Here is a 20,505-nt window from a genome sequence, read left to right on the forward strand (position 1 = left end):
CACAGCGAAGCGGACCAGCGACGACACAGCGTTCGCCCCCACACCCCGGAGCACATCCCCAACCCAACCGCTCCGGCCGCCACCAGCCCACCATCCCGGACACAGCCTGCCCTTCCGCCCCCCAGGAAATACCCCAACAGGCCCGCGGTCAGGCGATCCCCTTCAAGTTCTCGACCAATGGCCGCTGAGTCCTCTCCCTGCCGTCGCTCGGGCTGACCTCCTCGACGAGTGACTGTCGCTTCCCCGGTCACGAGCGTGTCTGAAAGATCGTGTAAGTCCGTGATGTGTCCCGTGCCGTTGCCCGGCCACCGGCGTCCGCGGGAGATCCGGTACCGACGGACCGTCGGTCGCCGTCGGGCGGCGCTACTGAGCGGTGGGCAGGGACTGCTCGGTCCAGATGCACTTACCGGAGGGGGTGTAGCGGGCTCCCCAGCGGTCGGTGAGCGCGGCGATCAACTGGAGTCCCCGTCCTCCCTCGTCCATGTCCGCGGCCCGGCGGATACGAGGCATGCTGGCGCTGCCGTCGGCGAGCTCGCAGATCAGCGTCCGACTGCGCAGCAGACGCAGCATGACCGGCCCCTTGGCATAACGCACGACATTGCCAACGAGCTCGCTGACGATGAGTTCGGTCGGCATCGCCAGCTCTTGCAGATCCCAGGCGTCGAGCTGGTCGCGTATGCGGTGGCGGGCCTGGCCCGCGGCTTTGGGGTCTGTCGGGAGCGGCCAGCAGGCCAAGTCCGCAGGGGCCGACGCATGGGTGCGGGCGACCAGTACCGCGGTGTCGTCGAGGGCGCGCTGCGGATCGGGCAGCAAGGCGGCGATGAGACAGTCGCACAGGCTTTTGGGGTCGGCGGTGCCGCTTCGCTGCGCGGTGCAGAGGTTTTGGGCAAGGTGGGCCATGCCCCGGTCGAGAGCGCGGTCAGGAGACTCGACCAGGCCGTCGGTGTAGAGAACCAGCAGGCTGTCTTCGGGAAGTTCGATCACAGCCGTGTCGAAGGGAGGGTCCGCGGCGCCGAGTGGGGGGTTGAGCGGGAGGTCGGGGAAGCGTGCGGTGCCGTCCGGATGGACAACCGCCGGTGGCGGGTGGCCGGCCGTGGTGAGGGAGCAGAGTCGGCTGGTCGGGTCGTACACGGCGTAGAGGCAGGTAGCGTAGAAATCGTCGCCGAGGCCGTTGACCATGTCGTTGAGATGGATGAACATCTCGTCCGGTGGCAGTTCGAGGTCGGCGAGCGTGCGGACAGCGGTCCGCAGACGGCCCATGGTGACGGCCTCGGACAGGCCGTGGCCCATCACATCCCCGATGACCAGAGCGACGCGGTCCGCAGAGAGCGGGATGACGTCGTACCAGTCGCCGCCGACCTCCATGCCCTCGCCGGCGGGCAGGTAGCGGGCGGCCGCGGTGACGGCGGGCAGTGAGGGCAGTGTGCGGGGCAGCAGGCCGCGCTGCAGTTCCTGGGCCCGGCCGTGCTCGGCATCGTACAGCCGGGCCCGTTCCAAAGCCTGGGCCACGAGTCCGCTCAGCGCGGTCAACAGGGTGCGTTCCTCGTGGGTGAAGGCATGAGGCCGCTCGTAGGCGAGGGTGCAGCATCCGACGGAGTGCCCGGAGGCGACCAAGGGCAGCATCGCCCACGCCTTCTTGCCGTCAGCGTCCGAGATGTCGGCCATACCGGGATAGCGGCGGATGAACTCCTCCGGCGAGGGGATGAAATTGGGGACGCAGTCGATCAAGGCCTGGGCGACCGGTGGGGTGTCCTCGATACGGATTCCCTCGATCCGCTTGACGAACTCCGCCGGGTACCCGAACGTGCCCACCGCGAAGATGCGCCCCCTTTCCTGAACCCAGACGCCGACTCCGTCCGCGCCGAACAGCGGCAGCATGAATGCGCCGACAACATCGACGACATCCCGCCCGGTGACCGCCGACGCAAGGGCGCGGGTCAACTCCGCGATCCGGGCGGTGCGCTCCGCGTCCTGCTGGTCCTGCAGGCGTCGGACGCGGGTGATATCGGTGAAGGAGAGGGTCAGGCCTTCGGGCACGGCAACCAGCCGCACGTGCAGCCACCGCCCGTCGGTGGACCGCCGCAGATCGAAGCCGGCCGGTCTGCCGTCATCGGCTGCCTGTCGGCAGGCGTTCTCCACGCCGGGCTCGCGCAGGTCCGGGACCGCTTCCCACAGCAAGCGGCCGAGCAAGTGGCCCGACGGATCGAGCAGACGCTCGGCCTCCGGGTTGGCGAAGACGATCCGCCACCTTCGGTCGACGGCCAGGAATCCGTCGCTCATGTCCAGCAGGGCACGGCCGACCGAGGGCAGGTCGAGGCCACTGCCCGTGATGTCCCTCAGCGTGCCGATCAGCCGGACCGATGTGCCGTCCGCGTGGAGCAGTGCGTCGCCGCGGGCCTCGAGCCGGCGGTAGCTCCCGTCCGGCTGCCGCTGCCGGTACTCCAGGCTGTACGCCGAGCGGGCACGGATCGCCTCGTCCATACGGGCCAGCAGCGGCGGCAGGTCCTGCGGGTGGACCAGGTGCCGCCAGGTGCCGATCCGCCCGTCGAAGGTGCCATGATCGAGGCCGAGGATCCCGAGCGCGGACCGGTCCCCCACTACCGCGCCGCCGGCGAAGTCCCAGCCCCAGGAGACCATCACCTCCCGGCCGGTCATCTGCTCACCGGAGCCGTACCACCCGGTGTCAGCCGCGCCCGGAAGCGCCGTGGACCGCCGCAGCCAGTCGGCGGCCCACTCGGCCACGGCTCCGAGCAGGCGCTGAGCCTCGGCACCCGGTTCGCCCGGCGCCGAGGTGACAACAGACACCGCGCCCTGCGGACCCCCGGAAGCGGTCAGCGGGACCGACAGTATTCCAGCCCCGGAGGAGGGGCGCCCCGGCACGGCTCCCGCCTTCCCCGGTGCATCGGCAGGCATCCACACCGCAGTGCGCTCCCGCACCGCGCGGGCGGGCGGGACCTGCTCCTCGCGGCCCACCTCTCCCCACGCCCGGACCAGTGCGCTGGGCAGCCCGGTGTCCGCCACCAGGTAGAGACCGCTGCTCCCCAGGACGCCCAGATGCACCATGCAGCCCAGCCCGCCGAGCACCGCCATCGCCTGCTCCAGGCCGAGCCGCAGCAGCTCATGCCCGCCCGGACCGTCTGTGCCGACCGCCGGAGCGCCAGGGCGCTTCGCTGTCGGCGGTTCGGTGTCCACGGCGTCCACCGGCGCAGCGCCGATGGACCTTCCTTCGTCCAGGCTCATCGTTCACCTACCGCAGATGGTCAGGCGACCCACAGGACCAAGATATCCCCCGGATGGGCCAACGGTCGGGGGATGTGCTGCCGAACCCCGCGCCGTACCCGGCTGACCGCTCAGGGTGACCCACCAGGGCACGCACGGCTGCCGTCCGCTCCTGAGCAGACGCGACCGTCCCGCTCGGGTCCCGGCCCTCGGTGCGCTCCGGCCGCTGCCGCCGTGGGTGCCGGGAGCAGGTGCCCTTGACCCATCCGGTGACGGCCTCAAGGTGCGGCCCAGCCGATTGCCAGCCGCCGGGATGGCGGGAGTATCCATGGCGGAGGAGGAGCTTGCGTACGCCCTGGATCGTTAGGTCACCTGGAACATGTGCTCGATCACGGCTGCTATCCGGGACAGGGTCCACTTCTGGTCCGGCCAGCCGTGCGGCATCGGGCCGTCGGCCAGGACCGTCTCCAGGGCGGCCACCTCGGCATCACTCAGGCGCGTCGCTGCTCCGTTCCCTTGGGAACGCAGCGCCTCGGCTCCCCCGTCCCGCCAGTCCCGTCGCCACTTCTCCACGGACCGTACGTGGACGCCGAACTCCTTGGCGATCACCGAGCTCTTCTCGCCTCGGTCGAACCACTCGGCCGCTTCCATACGGAGCCGCTGGCGGGACCGCCGCTCTTCCCGGGTCAGCCCGCCGCCTCGCTTGTAACGCGAGGCGGCGGCCGGAGGGGGCGATGTCGTCCGCTTCGGCATCGCCGACGCGGCTTCCGGCAACATCTGATCGCTTTCCGGGTTCAGCAGTACATCGCTTTCGCGTGCAAGTACCGGGGATCTCTGACGGACTGTCCTGAGCGTCCGTACCGGCACTGTGGCGTCCTTGCCGTAGTGCCGGTACGAGTCCTGAAAAGAGCCGGAGCCGGCGCTTGCCTGTTCCTGACCGCTGCCACGTGGTTTCCGCACGGGCTCGTGGCCTTCGCGCGGGGCGCCTGGGACGCAGGAGCCGCCGCGGCCGACGACGACGGTGACCGAAGCGCCTTGAGTCTTCGGGTCCCCCGAGAGGCGGTTGATGGGTTAACTGACCGTACCGCTAGTTAATGCCTAAACCAAATTGCTGGTGGCCCTCAGCCCTTGGGGCCGCCGGCTACATAAAGCACCTGGCCGTTGACGAACGACGCGTCCTCCCGGGCGAAGAAGGACACCGCTGCCGCCACGTCGGCCGGCTCGCCGATCCGCTGCGCGGGACTCTGCTCGGCGACCATCTCCTTGAAGGCGTCGAAACTCATGCCGATCCGCTGCGCGGTCGCGGCGGTCATGTCGGTGGCGATGAACCCGGGGGCGACGGCGTTGACGGTGACGCCGAACCTGCCGAGTTCGATCGCGAGGGTCTTGGTGAACCCCTGCAGTCCGGCCTTGGCCGCCGCGTAGTTGGCCTGGCCACGGTTGCCTAGCGCGGACTCGCTGGAGAGGTTGATGATCCGGCCCCAGCCCGCCTCCGCCATGTACACCTGCGCGGCGCGGCTCATCAGGAAGGAGCCGCGCAGGTGCACATCCATCACCGTGTCCCAGTCGGCGGCGCTCATCTTGAACAGCAGGTTGTCGCGCAGCACGCCGGCGTTGTTCACCAGCACGGCGGGGGTGCCCAGGTTCTCGGCGACGCGGGCGACCGCCGCTGCGACGGCCTGTTCGTCGCAGACGTCCGCACCGATCGCCAGGGCCGTGCCTCCCGCTGCCTCGATACGCTCGACGACCGGCTTGCAGGTGCTCTCGTCCAGGTCGAGGACGGCGACGGCGAAACCATCGGCGGCAAGGCGCTCGGCGATGGCGGCGCCGATGCCGCGGGCCGCGCCGGTCACGACGGCGACGCGGGTGCGGGGCTGGGTCATGGAACTGCTCCGTTCATTTCTGATGCTGCGTAGTGGTGGGCAAAATCGGTTCGGCCGGGGCCGGGTGGCTCTCCGAGAACGGCCGCACCGGCATCCTCCCAGGCGGACGAAGCCGCCTACGCGCGGCGGTACCGCTCGAAGACGCGCAGCGCCTCGGGGTTGTCGAGTGAGCCGGGGTTGACCGTCTGGGCCAGGGAGGCGCCGGCCAGGATCCTTTTCACCGGCACCTCGACGCGCTTGCCGGTGAGAGTGTGCGGAACCGCGGGTACGGCGATGATCTCGTCGGGGACATGGCGCGGCGACAACTCGGTGCGCAGTGCTGTCTCGACGGCGGCGCGCAGATCGTCGTCGAGTGTCACGCCCTCCGCGAGGACGACGAACAGCGGCATCCAGTAGCCGCCGTCCGGCTGTTCCAGGCCGATGACGAGGGACTCCCTGATCTGCGGCAGGCGCTCCACCACCTCGTAGATGTCCGAGGAGCCCATGCGCACACCCTGCCGGTTGAGGGTGGAGTCGGAACGGCCGTGGATGACGAAGGTGCCGCGGGCGGTGCAGGTGACCCAGTCCCCGTGGCGCCAGACGCCGGGGAACATGTCGAAGTAGCTGTCGTGGTAGCGGTGGCCGTCCGAGTCGTTCCAGAAATGGACCGGCATGGACGGCATCGGCTTGGTGACGACCAGTTCGCCGACCTCGTCCACCAGCGGCTCGCCGCCCGGGCTCCACGACTCGGCGGCGACGCCCAGGTACGGTGCCTGGATCTCGCCCAGGTACACCGGCAGCGTCGGCACGCCGCCGACGAAGGAGCCGCAGACGTCGGTGCCGCCGCTGACGGAGGCGAGCCAGATGTCCTGGCTGATCTCGTCGTAGATCCACCGGAAGCCGTCCGGCGGCAGCGGGGAGCCGGTGGTGCCGATGGCCCGCAGCCGGTGCAGGTCGAGGTCGCGGCCCGGGTGGACCCCGGCCTTTCCGCAGGCCATGACGTACGCGGCGGAGGTGCCGAAGACGGTGGCGCCGGTGGCGGCGGCGACGCGCCACTGCGCGTCGGGGGCCGGGTAGCCGGGCCCGCCGTCGTAGGTGACGATGCTCGCACCCACCAGCAGACCGGACAGCAGGTAGTTCCACATCATCCAGCCGGTGGAGGTGTACCAGAAGAACCGGTCACCGGGGCCGAGGTCGAGGTGGAGGCCCGCCTGTTTGAGGTGCTCGACGGTGATGCCGCCGTGGCTGTGCACGATGGCCTTGGGCAGGCCGGTGGTGCCGGAGGAGTAGAGCACCCACAACGGGTGGTCGAAGGGCAGTTGCTCGAAAACCGGCGTGGCGTGTGCGGCCGTGAGCGCCTCCCATTCCAGGGCGCCTTCGGGTGCGCGGGTGCCGAGCACCGGGATGTGCACCACCTGGCGCAGCGAGGGAAGTTCCGCCCGCAGTTCGGCGACGACGGCGCGGCGGTCGTGCTCTTTGCCGCGGTAGCGGTAGCCGTCGACAGCGAACAGCAAAACCGGCTCGGTCTGCTGGAACCGGTCCAGGACACTGCGCGCGCCGAAGTCGGGGGCGCAGCTGGTCCATACGGCGCCGACCGCGGCGGTCGCCAGCAGCGCCACGACCGCCTGCGGGATGTTGGGCACATACGCGGCGACCCGGTCGCCCGGGCTCACCCCCAGGGCGCGCAGCTCGGCCGCGAGCGAGCCGACCTGTCGGCGCAGCTCGGACCAGGTGGTGATGCTGGGCTCGGGGGAGCGCTCGTCGACGTGGAGGATGGCGGGGGTGTCGGCGGTGCCCGGGCCCTCTCCATGGCGCAGCACGTGCTCGGCGTAGTTGAGGGCGGCCCCGGGAAACCACCGCGCGCCGGGCATGGCGGTGCTGCCGAGTATCGCGGTCGGCGGGGCGGTGAAGCGTACGTCGAACCACTCGGTGACGGCTCGCCAGAAGTCCTCCACGTGGTCCACGGACCAGCGGTGGAAGCTGGTGTATGCGGCGTGCGGCGGCAGGTCGGCGGTCCGGGGCGCGCCGTGGTGCTCGACGGCGAAGTGCTGAAAGGCACTGAGACGGGATGCGGCGGCGCGGGCAGGATCAGGCGTCCACAAGGGGGCGGGTCGTTCGGTGCTCATGGGGGTACTGGCTCCGGTTCGGGCGCGCCCGCACGTCAGTGGGCGGTGGAGGGTGGTCTCGCGGGTCCTTCCCCTGTACGGGCGAAGGCGTCGGGTTGGCGGGTGTGAGGGTCCGGTCCTTGCTGGCGAAGGCCGGCGGGCGAGGCCCTGTGGCTGGGGGCCTCGCCCGCCGGCCTGGCGCGGAGGGGTTCTCCCCGCCGGTCAGGATCGGGTCGCGGCGAGTTCCGCCACGGTCTCCCCGATCCAGTCGCAGATGTAGTCGCGGACGACGGGCAGGTTGTCGACGCTGCAGTGCTCGACGCCGCCTTCACGCTCGGTGAAGATCTTCAACTCGCGCTTCGGGCTGTTGACCAGGTCGTTGTAGAGGTCGTGTGCGTAGTGGACCGGGATCTGCCGGTCGTTGGAACCGTGGACCACGAGGAACGGCACGGCGATCCGGCCGGCGACGCCGCGCAGCGTGATCCTGGGCGCGAGGCCGAGGAACTCGTCCAGGTCCCGGCACCCCCAGACCCACTGGACGTGCTCCCAGTAGTGCGGCACCGGCCGGGCTCCCTCGTTCTTGAGGCGCCGCAGCTGCACCTCGCCCCAGTCGTAGTTGGAGCCCCAGGCGACGCCGAAGCGGATGCGCGGTTCGAACGCGGTGGCGCGGGGGCCGTAGTAACCGCCGAGCGACCAGGCCAGCATGCCGACCATGTCCTCGTCGACCTCGGGCCGGGTGCCGAGGTAGTCGATGCAGGCCGCCGCCCACCGCTCGGTGTCGGGGGTGGCGGTGAGACCCCGCAGCCGGAGTGCCTCGCCGGCTCCGGGGGTGTCCACGACGAGGGTGGCGATACCGCGGCGGCGCAGCTCGTCGGGCGTCCCGGTGCCGTAGATCTGCTCCTTGGTGCTGTCGAGGCCATTGAAGAAGAGGACGCACGGGACCGGCCCGGTCCCGTCCCCGGCACCCTCCGGCAGGGTGAGGATGCCGGGGAGGCTTGAGTCGCCGTAGGGGATCTCGACCCGTTCGGCGGGCTGGTCGGTGAGCTCGAGGTACCGGGCGAAGCAGTCCAGCGTCTTGCGGTAGACGGCTTTGCGGGGCTCGTATCCGTGGGCCTGCATGCGCTCGGCCGTCTGGTAATAGACAGCGGCCCGGTGGTACTTCTGGCCGGCGCTGCGCCGGCGCCGGTGCTTCTCGTCCTCCTGAGCGAGCTCGACGAGGTTGTCGGCCACGGCGCACCAGGAGCGGAAGAAGGCCTGGGTGGCTTCGTCCTCGTTGCCCTCGGGGAGTGCGCGCAGGGGGCGGCAGGCCACGTCGACCTCCCCGATCTGGCCGCCGACAGCCAAGGCGATCCCGACGGAGAGGTTCCAGACGTACTTGTCCGGGAAGGGTTCGAACATGCTGGGCCCAGCCCTTTCATTGCTCTGTGGCGCTCATGGCTCTGTGATGCCGGCGGGTGGTGCTACTTGATCGCCAGGGCGCTGACGGGGGCGCCGGAGGCGCCGGTCAGCGGGAGCGGGTCCGCGACGAACATGAACTCGTAGACGCCGTCCTCGGCGCAGTCCGCTGCCAGTGAACTCTTCTCGGTAACGCCTCGTGACGTTTTGTGATCTTCGTTCAGGCGGTGCGGCCGTGCTCGAGCTGGAGCAAGACGAGGGCGGCTCGGGCGATGCGGGTGATGGCCGCAGGGTCGAGGCTGACCCTGCGCAGGGCCTTGAAAGTGACCTTCAGCAGGGCGTTGGCACGTTCGGCGACAGCGTGGACGCCTCGGATTACGGCGTTGAACGCCTGGTCGGGTTCGGCGAGTTCACCGCCCTTGGGCTTCTTGACCGGGTGGCGGAAGCCGGGCCCGGCGTTCTCGTAGCCGAGGTCGGTCAGGGTGGGGACGCCCAGAGTGGCGGCGAGCCGGTTCAGGGTGTCGACCAGTCCGTGGGCCCGTGCGCAGGTGGTGTCGTGCTCGCGGCCCGGGCGGACCGGGGAGACCCAGATGGGCCAGCCGTCCGGGGCGGCGATGACCTGCACGTTTCCTCCGTGGTGCTTGTGCTTGCCCGACCACCACAGGTCCGCGCCGTTGGGGCCGGCGGCGGCCACTCGGTCGGTGCGTATGACCGTGCCGTCCAGGTTGAGGTGGGTGTACCCGGCTGCCGCCGCCCTCTCCAGCGCGGTGGACAGATCGGGAGCGTGGTCGGCGAGCACCGTCAGCCCTTCGTGCAGGTAGCGGTAGGCGGTCGGTACCGAGATGCCGTTGTCCCGGGCGAGTTGGACCAGCCGGGTACCGTCGACGAACCAGCGCAGCACGAGCACCGCCTGCCGGAAGACGCCCAGCGCGCGAGTGCCCTTGCGGGTCCCGAGCTGTTCGCGGTGCCCGCGCAGCAGCTTCGCGAGATGCTCGGCGGTCGCCCTGCGGACATCGAGCACGGCGGTGTAGGTGATACTGGACGCCACGTGGAGCCTCTGGTTGTGCGGAACGTGATCTTCGCAGACCCGTTCCCACCAGGGGCTTCACTCATGTCTGACGCCGAGTCACCATCCCGCGCCGTCCGGCAGCGTCACACACCGCAACCGTCACGTTGCTGAGAAGACTTCAATGCTTCCTCCCGCTACCGCTGTGGCACGCCGCAGTCACGTCACCCGACCTCCAGAAGAATATAGATACCCTTGAACGCGCAATATGAGCGGTACTGCCAATCGGATTCTTCCCTGCTATGAGGACGTCATCCGCATGGACCGGCCCAACGATGGCTACAAAATGTCTCACGGCCGACTCCACTTGGATGAAGTCGACACGAGAATGACCCAAGGATATCCTTCGTGCCGACCAGCGCTTTACTACCGGAACATGGATGAAAGATTCACGTCTCCAGTACTCTCGAAGCCGCCGATGAGACAATCGAGACCGCGCCTTTCGGCCGTACCGGACCGGAACTCGAGCGGAGCACCGCGCGACGGCGTCCGCCCCTCTTCCGACAGGGGCGGTCATCCGGTTCGGCCCCGGCCGAGACGAGAGTCCACTTTCGTCAGCGTCACCCGCACGATGCCCGTGCGATCTTCGCGCACCCCGCCGGCCAGGAGGGGCAGACGGGCTCAGCCCCAGCACGGGCTGAGGAAGAGGCGGCCTTCCGGCTTCCACCGGCGCATACGGCGTTCCGGTACCGCGAGTCCGGTCCGCCAGGATGCACACCGGTCGGTAAACCTTCCCGCGCACCTCTGGTATGGAGCACGATGACGGAAAGCAACGCGAGCGTCGCGACATTGATGCGGACTCTGGGGCAGCAGGTGGACGCGGAGCGCTTGAGGCGCCACGTGCAGATCCTCGCCGGGGAACCGCGCAGCCGCCGGCGGGCGCCTGAGGCGCTGCGGCGCGCGGAGGCCTACGTGGAGGACGAGCTGCGCGCGGCCGGCTGGAAGGTCGATCGGCGGCCGTTCGACGTACGGTGGCGGCTCGGCTCCACCGACCGGCACGGCAACCGGGCTCTCCCACTCAAGCTCCGTCTGCACCCTAGGCTGAGGGGTGCCAATCTCATCGCCGATCTGCCCGGATCCGCGCCCGTGGAGCGCCCGACGGTGGTGATCGGGGCGCATCTGGACACCGTTGACGGCAGTCCGGGCGCCGACGACAACGCCTCCGGAGTGGCTGTGGTCCTCGAAGTCGCGCGACTGCTGGGACGGTTGTCCACCCCTCCGGCAGTCACGCTGGCTTTGTTCGACATGGAGGAGCTCGGCCTGATCGGATCCCGGGTCGCGGCCAAGGAGCTGAGCAAGGCTCGGCGCATCGCGGGCATGATGTGTCTCGAGTCCGTCGGCGTTTTCTCGGCCGAGCCCGGCAGCCAGCGGCTTCCCCCGGGATTCGCGCTGGCCTTCCGTGACGCGGCCACCGCCGTCCGCGCCATGGAGTACCGGGGCGACTTCACCCTCGTGGTGCACCGCCGGTCCTCGGACGCGGCAGCCGAGTTGTGGCGGCGGGCCGCTGCGGAGGCCACTCCGGCTCTGCCGGGCATCACGCTGCGCGATCCGCGCCCGGACGGACCGCTGGGCGTGCTCATCGGCCTGGCGGTACCGCCGGTGAACCATCTAGGACGCAGCGACCACGCATCCTTCTGGAACCGCCGTATCCCCGCACTGATGCTCACCGGAACCGCGAACTTCCGCAACGCGCACTACCATCGGCCCACCGACACGCCTGAGACGCTGGACTACCCACGCCTGGCAGCGGTCACCCTGGCCACGGCGGTCACCGCGCTGCACTGGCCCTGCACCCGTTGACGCTTGCCGGCTCACACGGACTCCACTGCAACCGAGCCGGACTTCAGCGAGTCCGCGGCGCAGCGGCACACTCCATGACACCGAAATGCCCTCGTGAAAGTCACGAGGGCGACCTGCCCTTTCCTTACCTCGCGTCCGGCGATATCGACAAGGCCTCGGTCACATCGCGATGGTGCCGACGGACATGAGAGCGCCGTCATTTTACTCACCCAGCATGGGACGCCATCGGCCGAAGGCGGGGTCCAAAAGGGATGCAGCCACCGCCCTTCCATACCCTGAACGCTCCTGCGCTGGGCCACAACCTCAGTTTCTCCTCAACTCGGTTCCAGTTGCGGGACAATGCTTTTAAGGTCACCAATAGTCGACACACCGTCAGGCGGAGTAGAAATGCATATTCTCACGGCATGGGTCCCGTCAATCCGAGCGGTCGGTATGAGACTTCGGAAGGCGTTATGGAAACTCGTTGCTTCTCGCTCATCCCTGTCAGTCGCCCCAAGGTAGCCGCCTGGCTGCCGGCCGACCCGGCGATCGTCGGTCATGCCCGCGACCTCACAGCCGCGGTCCTGACCGAGTGGGGCCTGAGCAAGTTTGTGTTTACCACCCAGCTGATCGTCAGCGAACTCGTCACCAATGCCGTCGTGCACGCCCCCTGCTCCGGGTCCCGGTTCCGCCTGGCGGTCGGTAACACCACACTGCGCTGCGTCGTCTCCGACGACAGCGGAGAACTCCCGCGCGTCATCCACGCGCGACCCGACGAAGTCCACGGCCGCGGCTTGCTCGTGGTCTCCGAACTCGCCCACCGGTGGGGCATACGCACCGTTGCAACGGGTAAAGCGGTCTGGGCCGTACTGCGCATCCCCGCCCGTAACGCCGACTGATCGCGTCAAGAGTCCCGATGGCCAAGTCGGCGACCGGCCCGGCCGAGGACCGTTGCCGCCGGAGCTGTGGCGGGTCTCCCGCCGATCCATGCACTCGCCCCTCGTGGGCCGTCGGGCCGCGTCTGCCGGGCCGTGGCGCGACGGCACACGCGGAGATGCCTCGCCACCTCATGCTGACCAGGTGGCGACGGGCAGAGGCCATTGTCAGTAGGACAACGGCCTCGGAACCCGAGAACCTCAGGGCGGCGACGACCCTGACGAGATCGGTGAAACTGGTCGTGCTGTTCTCGACAGCCCCTGTCCTCTCGGGTGATCTTGTCCGAGAGAGCGGCGTGTCGACTGGCCCTCAGCCGAGGATCTTGATGCTGAGGGAGAAGTCCTTGGCCGCGGCGGCCTGCCCGAGGATCAGCAGGCCGGCGCCCTCCAGCCAGTGCGCCATCTTCAGGTCGCCGGCGTCCAGCGGGCGCAGGCCAAGGCTCTCGATGAACGCCGCCACGGACGCCTTGGCGTCGGCGTCGTCGCCGGCGATGAAGACGTCGAGCGGTCGATTCGCGACTTCTCCGGTGGCCAGGACACCGGAGAAGAGCGTGTTGAACGCCTTTACCACATGCGCGCCCGGGGCGGCAGCCTTGGCGATCTCCTGAGCCGCCGAGCTGTCGTCAGGGGTGACAAGGTCGGTGAAGGTAGTGAGATTGAAGGGGTTGGTGATGTCGATGACGACCTTGCCGGTCAACGCGGTTCCGTACTGACTGACGACGGGCGCGGCGCTGCCGTAGGGCACCGCGAGGATGACGATGTCACCGGCAAGGGGATCGGCGAGCGTTCCGGCCGTGGCGTTACCGCCGAATTCGTCGGCCAGAGCGGCGGCCTTGGCCGCGTCACGGCCGATGATCTGAACGCTGTGGCCGCCAGCGACTGCGCGGGCACCGAGGGCACGGGCCATGTTTCCCAGACCGATGATGCTGATGCTGCTCATGATGCGTGCCTGCTTTCGTAGCCGAAGCTGTGGGATGTGGGAGGCGGTGGAAGGCGCCCAGGGTGCGCCGCGGTCGCGGCGGTGACGGTCGGCCGCCTCTGCGAATCGGATCACGACGGACTTCGCCCTGGTGGCGTCCCGGTGGTCGTCGGGGCCAGCACCGGGAGCAGGCGCCACCCACCCGCATGTTGACAGCTCAACCATAGCTCATTGGTTGATGACTCAACCTATGAGCTAGGCTTGGAAGCATGCCAACGGAACCGAAGTGGCTCGACCCCCGCGAGGACCGTGCCTGGCGGACCTTCGTGCACACGCACCATCAACTCGGTGTCCGTCTGCAGCGGCATCTCCTTCAGGCTTCTGGCCTGACCGAGGCCGACTACGAGATCCTCGCGATACTGTCGGAACACCCCTCAGGCCGTATACCCGCGCAGGAATTGTGCCGCCTGCTGCTCTGGGAGAAGAGTCGGCTTTCCCATCAGGTGCGGCGCATGCAGAAGCGGGGGCTGATCACCCGGGAACCCAACCCCGACGACGCCCGCAGCACCATGATCCGCCTTCTGCCCCCCGGCCGCCGCACCATCGAGGAGGCCGCGCCGCAGCACGTGCACAACGTGCGCCGCCATTTCATCGACCTCCTCACCCCCGACGAACTCGACACCCTTGTCGCCGTTCATGAACGCATCCTCGGCCACCTCGACGAGGCCCCCGTCCGCGGCGACGACACCCCGGCGGCCTGAGCGGCCCGGCCGGCGGTTCGACCAGCGAAGGCGGAGCGCCGACAGCCGGGATCGACTCCTTCCGCGCACGACACCTCTCGCCACATCGGAAGCACTGTCTTGCCGGCTCTCCGCAGTGGCGTTCCGTAAGAGCCTGCTGAGCGAAGGAACACAGCCATGAAGTTCGGAATGATCGGTGCGGGGACCCTGTCCCGTGCCATCGCCGGCCACGTCGTGAAGGCCGGTCACGAAGTGATCTTCAGCAACAGACGCGGCCCGGAAACACTCACGGAGGTCGTGGACGCCTTCGGCCCCCACGCGTCGGCCGGCACCGTGGCCGAAGCGGGTGCGGCCGATTTCGTCGTCCTCGCCGTCCACTGGACCAGCGTCCGCGAGGCGGTGCGCAGCCTGCCTCCCCGCCCCGGCCGGATCGTCATCGACGCCACGAATCAGTGGGCGAGCCTGAGCCCCAGATTCGTCGCCGACAAGCGACCTCGGCCCGCTGCGCATGGGACGTCTCATGCAGGTGGACGACGGGCCTCTGACCGGCTTGCACGCCATCCGGGAGAACTGAGACGGCTGGGCGTGAGGCCATGCGATGCGCAGAGCTTCACGACTGACCGTGCAGGCCGCCCGCCGCTGCCAGTCAGCGCGCAAGAGCAACCCCGCCTCGTTCACCGCCGGCACTCCGCATGCGCTACGCCACCGCCCGCGGACCAGGGGCACGAGGCGGCCGCCGTGCAGGAGATGGCCTCAGGCCTGCGACGACGGTCAACCGGCGAAGCCGCCCTCACGTGCCCAACCCCGACGCGGCCCTGACAGCAGACGAATTTGGTTGACGCATCAACCCGGATGCAGTATTTTCCAAGATGCCTTGTTTCATTGAATGATCGACCAAAGGCCTGGCCGTTCGGGCCGAAGCCGCATCGGAAGGACTCCTTTCCGCATGTACATCGCTGCCGCCAGCCTCAGCGCGCTGCTGGCTCTCGTCTCCCTCGCCGCCGGAGTACCGAAGACGGTACTCAAGGGGGACGTGCCTGCCCAGCTGCAGTCACACATGGGACTGAGCCCCGCCCTGGTCCGCTTCATCGGGGTAGCCGAGGTGGCTGCCGCCGGAGGACTGGTGGCGGGCCTCTTCTGGCGGCCGCTGGGCGTCGCCGCAGCGTTGGTTTCGCCGCCACCATGATCGGGGCGGTCGGGTTCCACGCCAAGCACGGTGACTACGCGAACCCGGAGACCCGCGGCAGCTCGATGGCCCCCATCGCCCTGGTGGTGGTCGCCATCGCCACTGCGGTCGCCCTCACCCTGGCCAACTGACCGGCCTCGGGTTCGCCGGGTGGCAACGCAGGCGCGAGCCACCCGGGCGCTGCTTCGTCCCCACGCCCGCGGCAGGCTCACGCCAGTCCACGGTCCATCGATGGGCTCGCAAAGGCGGCCGACCGTGGCGGAGTCGGCCGGCGCGCACTGAGGAAGTGGACCGCAGGTCCGGCTGCGCCACAGCCCCGGATGGACGAGCAGCAACGGGTCGACGGGCTCGGCACACAGCACTCAAGCACGTACAGATGTGCCGGTGACCGCGTTGTACGGTCCGTTCACCCAGCCGCTGTTCCCGGTTGACCGAAGGCCGTCCTGCCGGTGACATGACTGCAGCTAGTATGCCTGGCCAGGACATCAGAGGGAGGCATCCTGTGCGGCGCACGGAGGAGATCGAGGGGCTCGCTCTGCGGGCCGCCGCTGGTGACAGGGGTGATTTGGAAGCCCTGCTCCACATGATCGGCCCGGAGGTCGTTCGCCGTTGCGGCAGTTTCCTTCCGTGCCGCGAGGATGCGGAGGAAGCAGCACAGGAGGTGCTGCTTCAGGTGACACGGAGCATCACCTCGTTTCAGGGTCGCAGCCGCTTCACCACGTGGTTGCACCCGGTGGTGGCCAACTGCGTACGCCAGAAGTACCGCGAGTTGAAGCGGCGCGGGACCGAAGAGCCCCTGACGATCGAGGATTTGCGGCACGTGGATCCCCGGACGACCAGTGTGATCGCCGGTTCCCGCATTGATCTGCTGGAGGCACTGGATCGCCTTGAGCGGGAACACCCCCACCTTGTGGATCCCGTGGTGTACCGCGATCTCTGCCAGCTGGAGTACGCGGAGGTTGCGGAGCGGCTCGGAATTCCGCTGGGCACTGTCAAGTCCCGTCTGCATCAGGCGCGCAGGGCCATCAGGTCCTGGCTGGCCGAGGCCCCGTGACGGCTCCCCGGTGACCCCGGGATCGCAAGTCCCCCTTCAGCGGTGCCCCAGGGCCCGGCGCCCGGGTTGTCCGGACGCCGGTGGGGACCCCAGTGGCGCGCGACCGCCCGCGCAATGACGGCCAATAAGCCTTCTCCACGGTCACCCGGGTCGGCGTGTCGAACGTCGGCCCCCGCCGCAGTCAGGCTCTGCCGGCCCTTCTCCGCCTGATCGCCCCCTGAGCCACGACGAGCGGCTCAACCGCCTCATGCAGGCGGCACCGCGGCCGCGCAGTCCGGCGACCAACGCCGTGGACGGGGCCATGGGGTCTCAACCCATGCGGTGCTGACGTCGGATCAGAGGCTCCTCCTGGTCGACAATCCCGGCTCCAGCCCCTGTCCCGCTCGGACTTCCGCGGCCGCCCGTACCGCGCGGGAGGCGAACACCTTCACGCCCTCCCGCCAGTTGCGGCGCACGGGGGGGTCATGTCCCGCGTCGTGGTGTAGGGAATCAAGCGTTACGCGTTCCGGTACGAGACCCCGGACGATCTCCGCGGAGACGGTAGTCCACGAGGCGCCCTGAGGCGAGTTGAACTCCCGATCCGGCGGAGCCACCGTCCCCGACCAGCGGATTCCGGCGCCTTGATCGGCTACACCACCTGGCGGGACGCCATCCGCACGCATTCCGCAGTGGCGGCACAGGCGGGATCAGAGGTCCGCCGCGGCCGGCGCCCGGGCCGGCGAGGCCCTGACCGGCCCGGGAAAGATTCACACTCCCGCAAAACCCCGGTGATACCGGGTTTTTGTTATTCTGCGTCCTCGAGATACCCGCATGGCCTGGAACCGGCCATGCGGGTATGCCTGCCTGCGAGTGAGGAGTCGCCGTGAGCGGGAGTCAGGCGGAAGAACTCGGTGCCGGTCCAGCCCCGGCCGGCCTCCCCCAACCGCGCCTTTCGGGACCGGCGCGGGACGCCGCCTCGCGCCTGGGCAAGTACGGGCCGGCCTTCCTCATCGGGCATCTGGGATGGGCCGCCCCGAGTGCGGCGGCCGCCGCGTTGCTTCAGGCCTTGGCCGAGAAGATCGATCCTGCGAACAAGATCGCTTTCTTCGGCGCGATGTCGACCGCGGGAGGGGTATGCGCCAGTGCCGCCATGATCGCGACTGGGGCCCTGTCGGACCGGACCCGCAGCCGGTTCGGGCGACGAAAGCCCTGGATCCTGTGCGGCGCGGTACTCGCCGCCTGCGCCATGGCGCTCATCGGCGCGTCCGACAGCAAGCTGTGGATCATCACCCTGTTCGCCGTGTACAAGATGGGCGAGAGCGCCAGTGTCGGGGCGCTGTTCGCACTCATGCCGGACCGGCTCGCGTCCAACCAGCTCGGAAGGGCGTCCGGCGCGGCCGGGCTTGGTTATCTCCTCGGGCAGTCCGTGGGCACGTTCGCCGCCGCAGCCTTCCTGACCATGCCCGCGGCCGGGCTGGCGGTACTGCCGTGGATCTTCGTGCTGTGCGCCGTCCTCGTCGTCCTGCTCGTCCCCGGGCGTTCATCGCTCGACCGGCCTCGCCGGCCGGTGAGCGCACAAGAACTTCTGCGCTCACTGCGGCCGCCGTCGGACAAGGACTTCTGGCTGGCCTTCGCCGGACGCTTCTTGTTCATTCCTTTCAGATGGTCTTGGCGTACAACCTCTATCTCGTCACCGACTACCTGGGTTTGACCACCAAGGCAGCAGGCGGACTCATGTCAGCGGCGATCCTGGTGTTCGTGGCCGCCGCCGCAGTCGCCGCGGCGACCACCGGACGGTGGTCGGACCGGTGGTCGCGGCGCAAGCCGTTCGTGGCCGGCGCATCGCTCCTGGTGCTTCTCGCCGTGCTGGCCCCGGCGGCTGCCCCCGAGGCCTGGGCCTACCTGCTGTTCTTCCTCGCCGCCGGCGTGGCGTTCGGCACCTACACCGCAGTGGACCAGGCGCTGATGGTGGAGGTGCTCCCCGGAGGCAGCGAGGGCGCGAAGGACCTCGCGTTCCTCAACGCCGCCAACGCTCTGCCTCAGATCCTCGCTCCCGGCGCCGCCGGGCTGCTCGTCACCCTCCTCGGGTACCCCGGCATGTTCCTGTGCGGAGGGCTGGCCGCCGCCGTGGGAGCCGTCCTGATCCTGCTGATCAAGCGGGTCCGGTAGCGCACTTCGGGCTACCGGACACAGCAATCGCCATCACGAACAGAGGAGATCTCCCTTGACCCGCTTCCCCCAAGACTTCCTGTGGGGAGCCTCGACCTCGGCCCACCAGACCGAGGGCGGCAACGTCGCCAGCGACTGGTGGTATCTGGAGCACAAGCCCGACACCTTCTGCCAGGAGCCGAGCGGGGACGCCGTCGACAGCTACCACCGCTGGGGCGAGGACATGGACCTCATGGCTGAGGCCGGATTGACCGACTACCGCTTCAGCATCGAGTGGGCTCGGATCGAGCCCATCGAGGGAGCGTTCTCGCTGGCCGCGCTGCACCACTACCGGCGGATGATCGAGGGAGCTCTGCGGCGAGGCCTGCGCCCCATGGTCACACTCCATCATTTCAGCAACCCGCTCTGGTTCAGCGCTCGACCCGACCCGGCCCAGGTGACGGCGCTCGTTGACGAGCACCCGCACCTGGGGGTCGAGTGCGTACTCCGGGAACTCTCCATCGCCTCCTCGACGTACTACCGCTGGCGTCGTGCCGAGCGCGAGCCGTGCGAACGCCGACGCCGCGACGTGGAACTCACCGAGCAGATCAAGGAGATCCACGCCGACTCGGGCGGGATCTACGGCTCACCGCGCGTGCACACCGTGCTCAAGCGCGAGGGCGTCCACGTGGGCCGCAAACGGGTCGAGCGCCTGATGCGCGAGGCCGAGATCGCGGGCATCAGCCCACGCCGAAGCGCCTTCACACGCCGCGATCCCAAGGCCACACTCGCCCCGGACCTGGTCGAGCGGGACTTCACCGCACCCGCGCCGAACCGGCTGTGGGTCACCGACCTCACCATGATCACCACCAGCGAGGGGCCCTTGTGGCTCTCGGCAATCCGGGACGCGTTCTCCCGCCGGGTGGTCGCCTGGGAGACCTCCGCCCGCGCGGACGCCGACCTGGTCCTGACCACCCTCGAGTACGCCCTCGCGAGCCGGGAAGTCGAACCGGGCAAGCTGATCCACCATGCGGATCACGGCTGTCAATACACATCCGTAAAGCTCACAACCCGACTGCTGCGAGCGGGAGTTGAAGCATTGGACGCCCCTGTGTGGTCGACCCCATGGGGGCGCCTGCTCGTGCGGGTGGCCGCCTTCGGCGAGCGCGTCAATCCCGGCGCAGGATTCGAGGATCAGGGGACTTCGGTCACCGTCGTCGCCGGCCGCGGCCCTCGGGGAGACTCCGGGACGCCTCCGCGAGACTGCGGGTGGCGTGAGGGCCACGGTCCCGCCAGCGGCCGCGCAGGGAAGCGGCCGGACAGCCGAGTGGAAACGGCCACCCCATGCCGTACGTCCGACGGCAACGACGCCGTCAGCCGCACAGCCGATCGCGCAGGCTGCGGCAAGGTCGAACTGCCAGCCGCTGACCGGAGCGAGCAGGAACAGCCGACCCGGTCCCGGAATGCGTCACCCGACGGTCCCGCATACCGGATGAGTGTCCCTCACTGGCCCGGCGCGAGCTCCGCCAGTCGCTGCCGCACCTGGTCACCGATTTCGCACAGCATTTCCAACTGCACCGGGGTGAGATGGTCGATGAGCACATTACGCACGTCGGCGACGTGGAGCGGTGCGGCCGTCTCGATCAGCTCACGACCCTGTTCAGTGATGACTGCGACAGCACCACGTTGGTCCGTCGGACAGGGTTCGCGGCTCACCAGGCCGCGCTTTTCCATACGGGTTAGGTGCTGGGACAGCCGGCTCTTCTCCCACCGCATGGCGTCGCCGAGCGCAAATGCCCTCAGTCGCCCGCCCGGCGCCTCTGACAAGTGTGCCAGCACCTGGTAATCGGCGCTTGAAAGCCCGCACTGTGTGCGCAGCTGCCGCTCGATGTACTGGGACAGGCCGGCCTGCATCACCATCAGGCCGCGCCAGGCCCGCTGCTCACGATCATCCAACCACCGAGTATCACTCATGAGCGTAGTGTAGCGCTCAGTTGATATGTAAACTAGTTATTTCTTTCCATTCGTTAACGCATAAACCAATTCTTCAGGGCGTGGACTTTCCCTGTCGTCGCGTTCGACGTCGCTGCGGGCAAGTCGACCGGCGGGACTGTATAC

General features: G+C 69.0%; 17 protein-coding genes and 3 pseudogenes. 11 read left to right on the top strand and 9 right to left on the bottom strand.

What is annotated here, in order from left to right; all coding sequences use genetic code 11:
- Positions 1–363: 363 nt before the first annotated feature.
- The 7 genes and pseudogenes from OG819_RS50560 to OG819_RS50590 all read right to left on the bottom strand — a co-directional run bounded on the left by OG819_RS50560 (position 364) and on the right by OG819_RS50590 (position 9,629).
- Entirely contained in the window at positions 364–3,240 is a 2,877-nt protein-coding gene (locus tag OG819_RS50560) for a SpoIIE family protein phosphatase (RefSeq protein ID WP_266656588.1), read from the bottom strand.
- A gap of 342 nt (positions 3,241–3,582) precedes the next feature.
- Complete coding sequence (locus OG819_RS50565; protein ID WP_266656590.1) at positions 3,583–3,996, bottom strand: helix-turn-helix domain-containing protein; 414 nt, start codon at positions 3,994–3,996, stop codon at positions 3,583–3,585.
- A gap of 344 nt (positions 3,997–4,340) precedes the next feature.
- A complete protein-coding gene (fabG, locus tag OG819_RS50570; RefSeq protein WP_266656592.1) occupies positions 4,341–5,102 on the bottom strand; it encodes a 3-oxoacyl-ACP reductase FabG in 762 nt (253 codons plus the stop codon).
- 116 nt (positions 5,103–5,218) lie between these two features.
- Positions 5,219–7,207, bottom strand: coding sequence for an acetoacetate--CoA ligase (locus tag OG819_RS50575; RefSeq protein WP_266656594.1), 1,989 nt, complete (start codon positions 7,205–7,207; stop codon positions 5,219–5,221).
- A 201-nt stretch (positions 7,208–7,408) separates the two neighbouring features.
- Complete coding sequence (locus OG819_RS50580; RefSeq protein ID WP_266656596.1) at positions 7,409–8,584, bottom strand: alpha/beta hydrolase; 1,176 nt, start codon at positions 8,582–8,584, stop codon at positions 7,409–7,411.
- Positions 8,585–8,646: 62 nt separating this feature from the next.
- A pseudogene (locus OG819_RS50585) lies at positions 8,647–8,760 on the bottom strand (cyclase family protein); the annotation flags it as partial.
- A 41-nt stretch (positions 8,761–8,801) separates the two neighbouring features.
- A complete protein-coding gene (locus OG819_RS50590) occupies positions 8,802–9,629 on the bottom strand; it encodes a transposase family protein (protein ID WP_266656598.1) in 828 nt (275 codons plus the stop codon).
- A 777-nt stretch (positions 9,630–10,406) separates the two neighbouring features.
- On the opposite strand from OG819_RS50590, the gene OG819_RS50595 reads away from it, so the two are divergent.
- Together OG819_RS50595 and OG819_RS50600 are read left to right on the top strand one after the other, a co-directional pair.
- The gene (locus tag OG819_RS50595; RefSeq protein ID WP_266656600.1) at positions 10,407–11,447 is read left to right on the top strand and encodes a M28 family peptidase; all 1,041 of its coding nucleotides are present in this window, start codon (positions 10,407–10,409) and stop codon (positions 11,445–11,447) included.
- Positions 11,448–11,851: 404 nt separating this feature from the next.
- Positions 11,852–12,325, top strand: a complete 474-nt coding sequence (locus OG819_RS50600; protein WP_266656602.1) for an ATP-binding protein — start codon at positions 11,852–11,854, stop codon at positions 12,323–12,325.
- 346 nt (positions 12,326–12,671) lie between these two features.
- Here the strand turns inward: OG819_RS50600 and OG819_RS50605 are convergent, their stop codons facing one another.
- Positions 12,672–13,301, bottom strand: coding sequence for an NAD(P)-binding domain-containing protein (locus OG819_RS50605; RefSeq protein ID WP_266656604.1), 630 nt, complete (start codon positions 13,299–13,301; stop codon positions 12,672–12,674).
- 248 nt (positions 13,302–13,549) lie between these two features.
- Here OG819_RS50605 and OG819_RS50610 point away from each other — a divergent pair, with 248 nt between their 5' ends.
- The 9 genes and pseudogenes from OG819_RS50610 to OG819_RS50650 form a co-directional block, all read left to right on the top strand.
- Positions 13,550–14,041 (top strand): MarR family transcriptional regulator, encoded by a 492-nt coding sequence (locus OG819_RS50610; protein WP_266656606.1) that lies wholly within the window; start codon positions 13,550–13,552, stop codon positions 14,039–14,041.
- Positions 14,042–14,197: 156 nt separating this feature from the next.
- Positions 14,198–14,839, top strand: coding sequence for an NAD(P)-binding domain-containing protein (locus OG819_RS50615; RefSeq protein ID WP_266656608.1), 642 nt, complete (start codon positions 14,198–14,200; stop codon positions 14,837–14,839).
- 127 nt (positions 14,840–14,966) lie between these two features.
- Complete coding sequence (locus tag OG819_RS50620; protein WP_266656610.1) at positions 14,967–15,206, top strand: DoxX family protein; 240 nt, start codon at positions 14,967–14,969, stop codon at positions 15,204–15,206.
- Positions 15,203–15,337, top strand: coding sequence for a hypothetical protein (locus OG819_RS50625; RefSeq protein WP_266656612.1), 135 nt, complete (start codon positions 15,203–15,205; stop codon positions 15,335–15,337). The genes OG819_RS50620 and OG819_RS50625 overlap by 4 nt, the downstream gene beginning before the upstream one ends.
- A 371-nt stretch (positions 15,338–15,708) precedes the next feature.
- Positions 15,709–16,260, top strand: coding sequence for an RNA polymerase sigma factor (locus OG819_RS50630; protein WP_266656614.1), 552 nt, complete (start codon positions 15,709–15,711; stop codon positions 16,258–16,260).
- An 862-nt stretch (positions 16,261–17,122) separates the two neighbouring features.
- Positions 17,123–17,950, top strand: coding sequence for an MFS transporter (locus OG819_RS50635; protein WP_323139465.1), 828 nt, complete (start codon positions 17,123–17,125; stop codon positions 17,948–17,950).
- Positions 17,902–18,408, top strand: coding sequence for an MFS transporter (locus tag OG819_RS50640; protein ID WP_266656618.1), 507 nt, complete (start codon positions 17,902–17,904; stop codon positions 18,406–18,408). The genes OG819_RS50635 and OG819_RS50640 overlap by 49 nt, the downstream gene beginning before the upstream one ends.
- A gap of 55 nt (positions 18,409–18,463) precedes the next feature.
- Positions 18,464–18,829 (top strand): annotated as a pseudogene (locus tag OG819_RS50645) (family 1 glycosylhydrolase); the annotation flags it as partial.
- Between the two features lie 18 nt (positions 18,830–18,847).
- A pseudogene (locus tag OG819_RS50650) lies at positions 18,848–19,471 on the top strand (IS3 family transposase); the annotation flags it as partial.
- A 419-nt stretch (positions 19,472–19,890) separates the two neighbouring features.
- Here the strand turns inward: OG819_RS50650 and OG819_RS50655 are convergent.
- Positions 19,891–20,361 carry a MarR family winged helix-turn-helix transcriptional regulator gene (locus OG819_RS50655; protein ID WP_323139482.1) on the bottom strand — a complete coding sequence of 157 codons (471 nt, stop codon included), beginning with the start codon at positions 20,359–20,361 and terminating at the stop codon, positions 19,891–19,893.
- Between the last annotated feature and the right edge of the window lie 144 nt (positions 20,362–20,505).

Source organism: Streptomyces sp. NBC_01549 (assembly GCF_026339955.1).
Classification (GTDB): domain Bacteria; phylum Actinomycetota; class Actinomycetes; order Streptomycetales; family Streptomycetaceae; genus Streptomyces.